This window comes from Sphingobium sp. B2D3C (genome assembly GCF_025961835.1).
Classification (GTDB): Bacteria; Pseudomonadota; Alphaproteobacteria; order Sphingomonadales; family Sphingomonadaceae; genus Sphingobium.
Map to the genome: position 1 here is coordinate 242,640 of NZ_JAOQOK010000001.1, position 12,095 is coordinate 254,734.

General features: G+C 64.0%; 11 protein-coding genes. 6 read left to right on the forward strand and 5 right to left on the reverse strand.

What is annotated here, in order from left to right:
- Positions 1–140 precede the first annotated feature (140 nt).
- Positions 141–1,448 carry a sugar MFS transporter gene (locus M2339_RS01060; RefSeq protein WP_264587787.1) on the forward strand — a complete coding sequence of 436 codons (1,308 nt, stop codon included), beginning with the start codon at positions 141–143 and terminating at the stop codon, positions 1,446–1,448.
- A gap of 21 nt (positions 1,449–1,469) precedes the next feature.
- Here M2339_RS01060 and M2339_RS01065 read toward each other — a convergent pair whose 3' ends face one another.
- Both M2339_RS01065 and M2339_RS01070 read right to left on the reverse strand, forming a co-directional pair.
- On the reverse strand, positions 1,470–2,798 hold the full coding sequence (locus M2339_RS01065; protein WP_264587786.1) for an MFS transporter: 1,329 nt from the start codon (positions 2,796–2,798) through the stop codon (positions 1,470–1,472).
- Positions 2,799–2,989: 191 nt separating this feature from the next.
- Positions 2,990–3,943: a hypothetical protein gene (locus M2339_RS01070; protein ID WP_264587785.1), complete on the reverse strand. Its 954-nt coding sequence runs from the start codon at positions 3,941–3,943 to the stop codon at positions 2,990–2,992.
- 141 nt (positions 3,944–4,084) lie between these two features.
- Between M2339_RS01070 and M2339_RS01075 the strand changes: the two genes are divergently transcribed.
- Both M2339_RS01075 and M2339_RS01080 read left to right on the forward strand, forming a co-directional pair.
- Complete coding sequence (locus M2339_RS01075) at positions 4,085–5,350, forward strand: glutamate-5-semialdehyde dehydrogenase (protein ID WP_264587784.1); 1,266 nt, start codon at positions 4,085–4,087, stop codon at positions 5,348–5,350.
- A 32-nt stretch (positions 5,351–5,382) separates the two neighbouring features.
- Positions 5,383–5,916 carry a hypothetical protein gene (locus tag M2339_RS01080; RefSeq protein ID WP_264587783.1) on the forward strand — a complete coding sequence of 178 codons (534 nt, stop codon included), beginning with the start codon at positions 5,383–5,385 and terminating at the stop codon, positions 5,914–5,916.
- 425 nt (positions 5,917–6,341) lie between these two features.
- On the opposite strand, the gene M2339_RS01085 is transcribed toward M2339_RS01080, so the two are convergent.
- From M2339_RS01085 to M2339_RS01095, 3 genes are read right to left on the reverse strand one after another with little or no spacing between them, the layout of a single operon-like run.
- Positions 6,342–6,911, reverse strand: a complete 570-nt coding sequence (locus M2339_RS01085; RefSeq protein WP_264606123.1) for a GNAT family N-acetyltransferase — start codon at positions 6,909–6,911, stop codon at positions 6,342–6,344.
- Positions 6,912–6,916: 5 nt separating this feature from the next.
- Positions 6,917–7,462, reverse strand: a complete 546-nt coding sequence (locus M2339_RS01090) for a DUF2721 domain-containing protein (RefSeq protein WP_181560524.1) — start codon at positions 7,460–7,462, stop codon at positions 6,917–6,919.
- A complete protein-coding gene (locus M2339_RS01095; protein ID WP_264573517.1) occupies positions 7,462–8,673 on the reverse strand; it encodes an LL-diaminopimelate aminotransferase in 1,212 nt (403 codons plus the stop codon). The genes M2339_RS01090 and M2339_RS01095 overlap by 1 nt, the downstream gene beginning before the upstream one ends.
- Before the next feature lie 163 nt (positions 8,674–8,836).
- Between M2339_RS01095 and M2339_RS01100 the strand changes: the two genes are divergently transcribed.
- From M2339_RS01100 to clpS, 3 genes are all read left to right on the forward strand, one after another.
- Positions 8,837–10,588 (forward strand): PHA/PHB synthase family protein, encoded by a 1,752-nt coding sequence (locus M2339_RS01100; RefSeq protein ID WP_264587781.1) that lies wholly within the window; start codon positions 8,837–8,839, stop codon positions 10,586–10,588.
- Between the two features lie 85 nt (positions 10,589–10,673).
- A complete protein-coding gene (locus tag M2339_RS01105) occupies positions 10,674–11,579 on the forward strand; it encodes a phasin family protein (RefSeq protein ID WP_264587780.1) in 906 nt (301 codons plus the stop codon).
- A 115-nt stretch (positions 11,580–11,694) separates the two neighbouring features.
- Positions 11,695–12,060, forward strand: a complete 366-nt coding sequence (clpS, locus tag M2339_RS01110) for an ATP-dependent Clp protease adapter ClpS (RefSeq protein WP_264588459.1) — start codon at positions 11,695–11,697, stop codon at positions 12,058–12,060.
- The last annotated feature ends 35 nt before the right edge of the window (positions 12,061–12,095 follow it).

Consider the following 12,095-nt stretch of genomic DNA (forward strand, 5'->3'; position numbering starts at 1 on the left):
CCAATATGCACTTCGCATCCCTGCCCCAATCCTTTTATCTCTGTCCGCGCTGTGCGGGTTTATAGTCAGACAAATGACATTGACGCAAGCCGACATTCCGGCGAAAACGCCCCGGCAAAATTGATGAGGGGATGGAGCCGATGGCCGGACCGGCAGGGGTTGCAAATGGGGTGAGCAGGGACAGCGGCGGGGTCAATTACACCCCGGCCCTGGTGCTGTTGGCCAGCCTGTTTTTCATGTGGGGTTTCATCACCGTCATCAACAACACGCTGCTGCCGCATCTGCGCAGCGTGTTCGATCTCAATTATACGCAGACGACGCTAATCGAATCGGTCTGGTTCATTGCCTATTTCGTCGCGTCGATCCCATCAGCCTGGCTGATCAAGCGGATCGGTTATCAGAAATCGCTGGTCGTCGGTTTGCTGGTGATGGCGGCGGGGTCGCTGGGCATGATGCTCGCCGCCAGCCTGCCGTCTTATGGCGTCACCCTCGTCATGCTCTTTGTGATCGCGAGCGGCATCACGCTGCTCCAGGTGGCTGCCAATCCCTATGTTGCGGTGGTCGGATCGCCGGAAACGGCATCTTCCCGCCTCAATCTCGTGCAGGCCATGAACTCGGCGGGCACGATGTTCGCGCCCTTGTTCGGGGCCTATCTGATCCTCGGTCGCTCCAAGGGCGGCACGGCGGAAGCGGGCGTCGTGCTCACCCAGGCGGAGCGCCTTGCCGATGCGCAATCGGTGATCCTGCCTTATGGCCTCGTCGCGGTGGTGCTGATCGTGCTCGCCATCGTCATTGCGCGCTTTCCGTTGCCCGCCATGGGGTCGGCCGCCAATCGCGCGAGCAAGGAGGAGCGCCGCAACCACTCGCTCTGGCGGCACCGCAATCTGGTGTTCGGCGTGCCGGCGATCTTCATTTATTTGATTGCCGAGATCGGCGTCGCCAATCTGTTCGTCAACTTCGTCAGTCAGCCGCACATCGCCAACCTCACCCATGAGCAGGCCGGTCGCTACCTCACCTTCCTGTGGGGCGGGATGATGGTCGGCCGCTTCGTCGGCTCGGCGATCATGCAGAAGATTCCGGCGGAGACAGTGCTGGCGGCCTTCTCCATCGGTGCCTTTGTGGTGATGCTGGTGACGGTCTTCACCACCGGCCCGGCGGCGATGTGGGCCTTGATCCTTGTGGGCTTCTTCCACTCGATCATGTTCCCGACCATCTTCACGCTCGGCATCAAGGGGCTGGGGCCGTTGACTGAGGAAGGCTCGGGCTTGCTGATCATGGCAATTGCCGGCGGCGCGCTGGTCATCGTGCAGGGCTGGCTGGCGGACGGCTATGGCCTGCAAATGTCCTTCCTGCTGACGGCGGCGTGCGAACTCTACGTGCTGTTCTATGCGTTGTGGGGGGCGAAGCCGACCAACGCCTTGCCCGAGCCACAGCCGATCGAGGAATAACTCTGACTAAATTGCTTTGATTTATCCAGCGGTAGGGGCGAGCGCTTTCATGCGCTCGACCTTGCCGAACAGGAAGAGCAGGCTGAAGGCGGCCGTGAAGCCGCAGCCGGCGAGGAAGATCAGCACCAGCTCGAAAGATTGCGTCTGCTGCAGGATGAAGCCGATCACGATCGGCGTCACGATGGATGACATGTTGCCGAACATGTTGAAGATGCCGCCGCTCAAGCCCGCCGCACCAGGTGGCGCGATATCGGACATGACCGCCCACCCCAGCGCGCCGAAGCCCTTGCCGAAAAAGGCCAGGCTCATGAAGATCATGATCATTGTCTGCGCGCTGGTGTAATTGCAGCCGAGAATGGCGAGTGAGCCCATCATGCCGGTGACGATGGGGAGTTTGCGGGCCAGCGTGAGGCTATGCCCGCGCTTGAGCAGCCAGTCGGACCACAGGCCGCCCAGCAAGCCGCCAAGAAAGCCGCAGATCGACGGAATGGCGGTCATCAGCCCGGTCTCGATGATCGAGAGGCCACGCTCCTGCACGAGATAGACTGGGAACCAGGTGATGAAGAAATAGGTGAGGGCGTTCACGCAGAACTGGTGGAGATAGAGTCCCCAGAGCGACGGGGCGAGAATGAGGGCCCGCACGTGCCGCGCCGTCTCGCCATCCGGCCGGCCTGCCGGTTCGGCCTTTTCGATCAAGGCGCCGCCATCGACGATCAGTGCCAGCTCTGCGGGCTGGATGCGCGGGTGACGATGCGGCTCGTGGACCGTGCGCGCCCAGGCCAGAGCCGCGACCAGCCCGACCCCGCCCATGAACAGGAAGACCTCCGGCCAGCCAATGACCCCGATTATCCAGGCCATGATGGGCGCGAACAGGATCGTCGCGCAATATTGCGCGGAGGTGAAAATGGCGGTGGCGCGGCCGCGTTCGCTGGCCGGAAACCAGCTGGCGACGATCCGCGCATTGCCGGGGAAGGACGGGGCTTCGGTCAGACCGACGAGGAGCCGGAGCAGGAAGAGCGTCGTGATGGCGGCGGCGCCGGAGAGGAACACCACCAGGCCCTGCGCGGCCGTGAACAGCGACCAGCCCACAATGGCAACGAGATAGACGCGCCGAACGCCAAACCGGTCGAGCAACCACCCGCCCGGCAGCTGCGCTGCGACATAGGACCAGCCAAAGGCCGAGAAGACGATACCGAGTTGTAGCGGATCGATATCGAGATCGCGCGTCATCAGGGGCGCCGCCAGCGAGAGGATCGCCCGGTCCGCATAATTGATGACGGTGACGCCAAACAGCACGGCGAGGACGCCCCAGCGAAGCCGGCCTGCCAACAGCCTCGTGGTTTGACTCATCGCGCCTCTCCCCGCCGGCGCTGTATGTCTGCCCTTCGGAGGCGAATACTGTCTGACAAACAGGGCGGCGGTGGCGGGCGTAAAGCGGATCGTAGACACACGCAAGGCTATCAATCTGGACATTTCTCTGCCCGGCTATTCAAACGTTGGCCGCTAAATGTCCTGCTATTGCACCGGCCTCGTGCCGGGCATCAGCTCGGGCAGCGCACGCGCTTGACGGACCCGATGGTCAGCACGTCGCCCCCGCCGGAGAGAGTCAGCGCGGCCGTATCCGTCCAGCTTTCGCCCTCGCCGGAATAACTGGCGGTGACGCTCAGGCGATTGGGCGAAAGCGGGCGGGCTTGCGTCACCTTGCCGACGCTCTCGTAAAAGGTGAGGTCGTCCGCGCCCACCGCCAGCCGCATATTGTCGCCGGGCTTGCCGCATGCCGCCGCGCTGGAGGACCAGTTGCCCCGGAAGGCCTGCGGAATCGCACCCGCGCCTGTCTCGCCGCCTGGCGGGATGATCTTCACCGTGCCGCGCGGCGAGAGGTCCGATTCCGCGATCAGCCAGGCCATCTGGCCGCTCTCACCTTTCTGTCCGCCCGGGTTGCGCGCCAGCGTCATGGTGCCGATCATGTTGAACGGGCGACCATCCTCGCGCATGCGGCCATACATCTGCACCGGCACCTTCACGCGCTGGTTGCTGGTCGACTGCGGCCGGCCGACCAGAACCTGCACATCGTTATAACGGTTATAGGCGCTCGAAAACTGCGCCTCTGTCATGCCGCTGCCGCGCCCGGACTCGGCGTAGAGCCTATAGGCATCGCCAAAGCGCCCCTGCGCCAGCGCAAGGCCCCAGAGCTGGATGGTCGCGCCGGAAGCCTCGACGCTGGTCGGCACGCGCGCGGCCGCCTCGTTGAGCGGGGTGCGGTCATCGGGCAGGCCGCCCTGCTCGCCAGGGGCAGGGGGAACGAGCGTGCCGAGAAATTCCGGCTGTACCGAAGTGGTGCCGCTGTCATTGGCATTGAGCGCGTTATCGAGGGCTTCGTCTGCCTGCGCCGCGTTCATGCCATTGGCCTGATTGTCCGCATCAGGCGACACCTGGCATCCCGCAAGGATGAGGGTGAGCGCGGCAATCGAGGAAATCTGGCTCAGTCGGTTCATGCTCGTCTCCCTTTGGGTATCGCTCGCGGTTCCCTTCGGCTGAAAGGGCAAACGCTCCGCCATGCGTCGGGTTGCCGCCATTTGCGCGACTCTCTCCCCATGCTATGGGAGTGCCCTCCGCCGGACAGGACGACTCTTACCATGAATGATCTCACGCAGACGCCTGAAATGCTCATTGCCCAGATGGGCGCGCGTGCCCGCCGCGCCGCTGCGGACATGGCGCAGGCGCCGAGCGAGCTGAAGGCGCAGGCGCTGGTTGCCGCGGCCCGTTCATTGCGGGAGGCGATGCCGAAGATCATCCGAGCCAATCGCACCGATATGGAGCGCGGCGCCGCCAATGGCCTCTCCTCGGCGATGCTGGACCGGCTGCGGCTGGACGAGGCGCGGATCAATGGCATTGCCGACGCGGTCGAACAGGTCGCCAATCTTGCCGATCCGGTGGGGCAGGTCATCGATGAATCCGAGCGGCCCAATGGCCTGCGCCTCAGCCGTGTGCGGGTACCGCTCGGCGTCATCGGCATCATCTATGAGAGCCGACCCAATGTCACCGCTGATGCGGCTGCGCTCGGCCTGCGCTCCGGCAATGCGGTGATCCTGCGGGGCGGATCGGAAGCGGTGGAGAGCAACCGGGCGATCCACGCTGCCATGGTGCGCGGCATTACCGAGGCCGGCCTGCCCGCCGATGCGGTGCAATATGTTCCCAGCACCGATCGTGCGCTGGTGGGCGCGATGCTGCGCGCGGTGGGTCTGATCGACATCATCGTGCCGCGCGGCGGCAAGAGCCTCGTCGCGCGCGTGCAGGACGAGGCGCGGGTGCCCGTGCTCGCCCATCTCGATGGCATCTGCCACACCTATGTCCATGCCGCCGCCGACCCCAAAATGGCCCGCGAGATCGTGGTCAATGCCAAGATGCGGCGCACCGGCATCTGCGGCGCCACAGAGACGCTGCTGATCGACAATGGCTATGCCGAGCCGCAAGCGCTGGTGGCGGCGCTGCTGGATGCGCAATGTGAGGTGCGCGGTGACAAGGCCGTCACCAAGCTCGACCCCCGCATCGAGCCGGCGCAGGATGGCGACTGGAACACCGAGTATCTCGATTCCATCATCGCGGCGCGCTTCGTGGATGGCGTCGATGAGGCGCTCGATCACATCGCCGTGCATGGCAGCCACCATACCGACGCGATCATCACGCAGGACGCGGCGACTGCCGAGCAGTTCCTTGCCCGCTGCGACAGCGCGATCTGCATGTGGAACGCGTCCACACAATTTGCCGATGGCGGCGAATTCGGCCTCGGCGCCGAGATCGGTATCTCGACGGGGCGGATGCACGCACGCGGGCCGGTGGCGCTGGAAGGGCTGACGACGTACAAATGGGTCGTGCGCGGCACCGGTCAGGTCCGGCCCTGATCATGCGCATCGGTAGAAGCATCGCGCCGCATATGGCGGCTTCCCTCGTTATTATCGCGCTGGCTGGCTGTCAGGTTGTGCCGGAAACGGGCGGCCGGCAGCCCTCGCCTGCGCCCACGCCTGCGCCAACTGCTCCGGCTCCCGCGCCCGTCCCTGCCCCGTCGCAGTCGAGCGATGCCTGGGAAGTGGCGCCGGTGACGTCCGGTAGCTGGGGTTATGAAAGCCGCACTGGCGAGAGTGTCGCCAGCTTCGGCGCCTCGCCTGTCGCGCCGCTGGTGATCCTGCGCTGTCAGAAGAGCAGCCGGCAAGTGTCGATGACGCTGGCGGGGAGCGCCAGTCCGCGCGTCACCCTGCGCACCAGCAAGGGCGTGCTCGACTGGAGCGGGGCCACACAGCCGATGGCCGGCACCAGCGCGCTGGTCATCACGCGCCCCGCCAGCGATCCCGGGCTGGACTGGATGGCCTTTTCGCGCGGTCGCGTGTCCATCGAGCCCGCAGGCGGGCAACGGATCATTCTGCCGGTGGTCTCAGAAATCGGGCGCGTCGTAGAGGACTGCCGGAGCTAGGCCCTTCCGGCTGCGTCGCCCTAAAATCGGCGAGCGCATGATTATGATTCGAAAAAAGATAATTACAAGTCTTGTTCGCAGGCGCGGAATGACTCACATCTAAGCCATCGCAGGGACGCACGGCTTCCAGCCAACCCGGCGAGAGAGTTTCAACGCAAGCGAAAGGAGGTGATCCGATGTCTCATGGTTCAGCAATGGGGTCGGTCAAGTCCGTTCGGGGAGCCTGCCGCTAAGGCATTGGTGGCGGGTCGCGCGAGGGTCTCCTGAGGGAAACCGGACCGCGGCGTAAATCCCCGGGTGGCGGCACTTCCGGCCGCTGACCATGCTGATGGGCCGCTCGGCACCTCCGATGGGAGGTTCCGGCGGCCCCTCTCATTTGGGCTTGTATATTTCCAGCAATAAGCAGTTGCCGGCCGCCGAGCCGACTATCCCAGAATGATCCGATAGCGCGCCGCGCGGCCACCGCCGTCGCTGGCGTCCTTCTCGACATGGTCGACCAGAATCCCGCCGCATCGCTCGATCGTCCGGCGCGCCGCGTCGTTGTCGATGTTCGTCGTCAGGTCGACATGGGGGAGGCCGCGTCCACGTGCCTCAGGGAGCAAGGCGCCCAGGGCCTGCGCCGCATAGCCGTGCCCGCGCTTCCAGGGCACGACGGAAAAGCCGATATGGCCGGGGCAGTAGTCCGGCATCGCGGCCGTGCCCTCCTGCCAGCGCAGGCTGATGCTGCCGCAGAACTCGCCATCCCACATCCAGCGGCGATAGCCCGGTAGACGTGGCCGGGGCGTCCCATCCTTCATCAGCACCGGCGGCCCCTTGGCCTTGGGATCATCCAGTGACAGAAGGAAGGCAATGGCGCCGCGGTCGATCCGGTCCAGCTCGCGCTGGGTCGCCAGATTGCCCATCACGGTGTCCGGCGACCAGCCCGCTTCCAGCGCCGCGCGATAGGCAGGCAGGTAGATGGGCGCCGGCATGACGAGGCGAAGCGGCTCGGGCATCGGGCTTAGTGCGACTGCCTGACCTCGGGCGCGGGAATAGCCGGCTTGCTTGGGCGTGGCCCTTCGCTCAGCTGCTCACTCTCCACCTTGTGATACAGCACCTCATTGCGGATGTGCGTGACCCGCGAGCCGAGCCGGGTCTCGTAGAGAAAGATGGCGAACGCTGCCGCGATGGAGGTCATCGATCCCACGAACAGCAGCGAAATGACCGTGCCCAGATTCACTTCGATAAGATTGGACGCGAACAGCAGGATGACCACCGCGCTGATCGTCAACGCGGCAAGCACCGAGAGGAAGATCGCCGCATTCACCACCGTGATGCGCCGGTCGAGAATGCGGATCTCGTCGATCAGCCGGTCATGTTCCGCGCCCGTCGTGCGCATCACCTGCGCTTCCACCGCCCGCGCCCGGTCGATGACGCGGGCGAGGCGGCTGGCGCAGACGTTGAGGAAGCCGCCGATGCCTGCGAGCAGGAACACCGGCGCCACCGCCAACTGGATCGTGTGCGCGACGAGGCTGACCTCGGGCGCTTCCAGCACCGGCACCGGCATCAGGCCGCGCCTTTGGTCACCGGTGTATTGACGCCCATGGATTGCAGATATTTCTTCACGTTCCGCGCTGCCTGGCGCAGGCGCTGCTCATTCTCGACCATGGCGATGCGCACGAAGCCCTCGCCATCCTCGCCATAGCCGACGCCCGGCGCGACCGCGACCTTGGCATGGGTGAGGAGCTGCTTGGAAAATTCCAGGCTGCCCATCTCCTTGAGGGCCGGGGGCAGGGGCGCCCAGGCGAACATGGATGCGCGCGGGGACGGAATGTCCCAGCCCGCCCGCGCGAAGCTCTCCACCATCACGTCGCGGCGCTTCTGGTAGAGCTGGCGGTTCTTCTCGACGATATCCTGCGGGCCATTCAGCGCCGCGCAGGCCGCGGCCTGAATGGGCGTGAAGGCGCCATAATCGAGATAGGACTTTACCCGCGTCATCGCCGCGATCAGCTTCTGGTTGCCGACCGCAAAGCCCATGCGCCAGCCGGCCATGGAATAGGTCTTGGACATGGACGTGAACTCGATCGCGATGTCCTTGGCACCCGGCACCTGCAGGATGGAAGGCGTCGGGTTGCCGTCGAAATAAAGTTCGGAATAGGCAAGGTCGGAGAGGATCCAGACCTGGTTCTCCTTCGCCCAGGCGACCAGCCGCTCGTAGAACGCCAGGTCGACCGTCTCCGCCGTGGGATTGCCCGGATAATTGACCACGAGGATGCTGGGGCGCGGCACGGTGAAGTGCATCGCCCGCTCCAGCGCGCGGAAATAATTTTCGTCCGGCGTCGTAGGCACCGAGCGGATGGTCGCGCCGGCAATGATGAAGCCGAAGGTGTGGATCGGGTAGCTCGGATTGGGCGCCAGCACGACGTCGCCCGGCGCGGTGATCGCGGTGGCGAGGCTGGCAAGACCTTCCTTGGAACCCATCGTCACCACGACTTCGGTCTCCGGGTCCACCTCCACGCCAAAGCGGCGGGCATAATAATTCGCCTGGGCACGGCGCAGGCCGGGAATGCCCTTGGACTGCGAATATCCATGCGCATCCGGCTTTTGCGCCACTTCGACCAGCTTCGCGATCACATGATCGGGCGGCGGCAGGTCGGGATTGCCCATGCCGAGATCGATAATGTCCTCGCCCGCCGCGCGCGCCGCTGCCCGCATCGCATTCACTTCGGCGATGACATAAGGCGGCAGTCGCTTGATGCGGTAGAATTCGTCGGACATTGGGATGTCGATCTCCATTTGGGTTGAAATGGCCGTGTCACACTGCAAGTGGTAAGGACCGGCCAATGCTGCATATAGCTTGCGCCAGCCAGTCGTGCCACCAAAACAACGGGCGGCGAGTCTGGAAAACAGACCGTCCGGACAATCGAGCGAGGCATCTCCCATGGATCAGGACCTGAAAGACTCGACCGGCCTTGCTCAGCTGCAGCACTGGACGCGGGTGGTGGGGCTTGCCCAGCAGGCGATATTGGAGCGCAGCGCCGAGCTGGCGGAGCAGGCGACGCGCTTTCCCGGGCATGAGGCGCGGCCCAATCTGGAGAAGATCGCGCGCATCCAGTCGCAGGCGGCGGAACGCAGCATGGCGGTGTGGCAGCAGGTGCTGGCGCGAGCAATGGACGGCATCGGTGCAGGACCTGATGGCGATGCGAAACCTGCGCCTACCAGTCGTGATCGGCGCTTTGCCGATCCGAGCTGGCACGACAATCCGGTGTTCGACCTCATTCGCCAGATGTATCTGCTGGCCTCCGATTATTTCATGCAACTGGCCGATAGCGTCGATGGTCTCGATGTGCGAGACAAGGAGAAGCTGCGCTTCGTGACCGAGCGGTTTGTCGAGGCGGCCAGCCCGGCGAACTTCCTGTTCACCAACCCCGCCGCGCTTCAGCGGCTGATCGAAACCAAGGGCGAGAGCTTGCTGACCGGGCTGGAGCATATGCTCGCCGACCTCGATCGCGGCCAGCTCACCCATACGGACGGCTCCGCCTTCGAGCTGGGGCGCAACATCGCCACCACGCCGGGCAAAGTGGTCTACGAGACCCCGCTCTACCAGCTCATCCAGTATGAGCCGACCACGCCGCAGGTGATGAAGACCCCGCTGCTGATCTTCCCGCCGTGGATCAACCGCTTCTACATTCTGGACCTCAATCCGGAGAAGAGCTTCGTCAAATGGGCGGTGGATCAGGGGCTGACCGTGTTCATGGTCAGCTGGAAATCCGCCGATGCCAGCATGGCCGATTTCGACTTGGGCGATTACATGCTCAAGGGGCAGGTGGACGCGATCGACGTGGTGCGCGATCTGCTCGACGTGCCGAGCGTCCACACCATCGGCTATTGCGTGGCCGGAACCTTCCTGGCCGCGACGCTCGCATGGCTGGCCGCGCGGGGGCAGGGTGACAAGGTCGCCAGCGCCACTTTCTTCACCACCCAGGTCGATTTCTCCGAGGCCGGCGATCTCGCTCTTTTCGTCGACGACGAGCAACTGGCGCTGATCGATGGCTTCGTGAAGGACGGCTATCTGGATGGGCGCTATCTTGCGGCGACGTTCAACCTGCTACGTGGGCAAGATTTGATCTGGAATTATGTGGTCAACAACTATCTGCTGGGGAAGGATTATCCGCAGTTCGATCTGCTCTACTGGAACGGTGATACCACCAACCTGCCGGCGAAATGGCACCGGGCCTATCTCACCCAATTATATCGCGATAACCGGCTGGTCGTGCCGGGCGGCCTTGAGGTTGATGGCATCCATATCGACCTGCGCAAGGTGGAGACGCCTTCCTATATTCAGGCCGGTGTCGAGGATCATATCGCGCCGCCCTGCAGCGTATGGAAGCTGATGGACCAGTTCTCCGGGGCCCGGCGGTTCGTGCTGGCGGGCTCGGGGCACATCGCCGGCGTGGTCAATCCACCCGCAGCAGGCAAATATCAATATTGGACCAGCGCGGCGCCACAGCCTGACTTTGCCGCGTTCCGCAAAGCCGCGCAGGAAACGAAGGGGAGCTGGTGGCCGGATTGGCGGGCGTGGCTGGCAGAGCTGTCGCCAGAGACTGTCAGTGCCAGCGGTGCGCGGATGCCGGGAGAAGGCAAACTTCCCGCGATCGAGGATGCGCCCGGACGCTACGTCACGCAGCGTTGACCGGCGCTTTTGCGTTGATTCACCGCCTGTAAGACAGTTTTGTTGCACTGCATCATTTTGCTTGCAGATTCGATCCGATTCGCTTATGTTGCATCGCAGCAAAGTTCGAGGAGTGAGTCTGTTGGCAACCCCGCGCAAGTCCCGTTCGTCCAAAGCCGGTCCCCGGCCCGCGACGTCCGTTGCACGGAGCCCGGCCAAGAACGACGTTTCCAAGCCTGTGGCCAAGCCCACGGGTGAGAAGGTCGCGGCCGCCGCTCCGATGCCGGTCAAGGCGCCGGTGACGCCGGAGGCTTCCGCCGCGCCCAAGCCTGCTGTTGCAGCGGCTCCTAAAGCCGCACCTGCGACTGCGGCGATTGTGGAGAAGCCGGCCGTCAGAACGCCGGTGGAATGGCCCGTCAGCGCTGCCCCCAAGGCTGAAGCCGTTGATGCCAGTCCGGCGCCCCTCTCACCTGTCTCGAACCCAGAATTGGCGGATGCATTCCCCCTTCCCGACACCGGGAAATCCGCCGCAGCGAAAGGCGAACCGACCATGACCGATATGATGGACACCGCGAAAACCTATGCCGAGGAGGCCAAGACCCGTATGCAGAGTGCCTTCACTGAAATGAACGAGAAGACCAAGGCGGCCATGGAGAAGTCCGGCAGGGCTTTCGAAGAGCTGGGCGAACTGACGCGCGGCAATCTCGAAGCGATGGTCGAATCCTCCAAGATCGCTGCCAAGGGCATGGAAACGCTGGGCCAGGACGCCGCCGAATTCGGCCGCAAGTCCTTCGAGAAGTCGAGCGCCACGATGAAGAGCTTTGCGTCGATCAAGTCGCCGGCCGAGTTCTTCCAGCTCCAGAGCGAGCTGCTCAGCCAGACGATGGACAGCTTCGCATCCGAGGCTGCCAAGAACAGCGAAAAGATGCTCAAGCTGGTGAGCGACATTTCCCAGCCGATCAGCAACCGCGTGTCGGTTGTAACGGAAAAGGTGAAGTCGATCGCAGCCTGATCAGGCCGATCTAATTCAGAAAAGGCGGCTCGCTCCGGCGGGCCGCCTTTGCTTTTTTGGGCAGTCCGTCTCTGTGCCCTTGCAACCAAGGGGGGCGATGCCCTATTTTTGGGCCATGCAAGACAGAAGCGCGATCATGAATCAGCCGCTCATGGCTGGGCGGCCCGATGAGGAAGGGCCGGGCGATCCCGGTCTTGGCGTTGCCACCCGGACCCGCGCGCGCACCCGCAAGCCCACGCCTTACAAGGTGTTGATGCTCAACGACGACTACACGCCGATGGAGTTCGTCGTCGATGTGCTGCAGCGCTTCTTCCGCATGGACATCGAGCAGGCGACCCGCGTGATGCTCCACGTCCACCAGCGCGGTGTCGGTGTGTGCGGTGTGTTCAGTTATGAAGTGGCCGAAACCAAGGTCAATCAGGTGATGGATTACGCCCGCCAGAACCAGCATCCGCTCCAGTGCACGCTGGAGCACGCCTGACCGACTGATCGGGCGGCTGAACTTGGAGTTCGCCG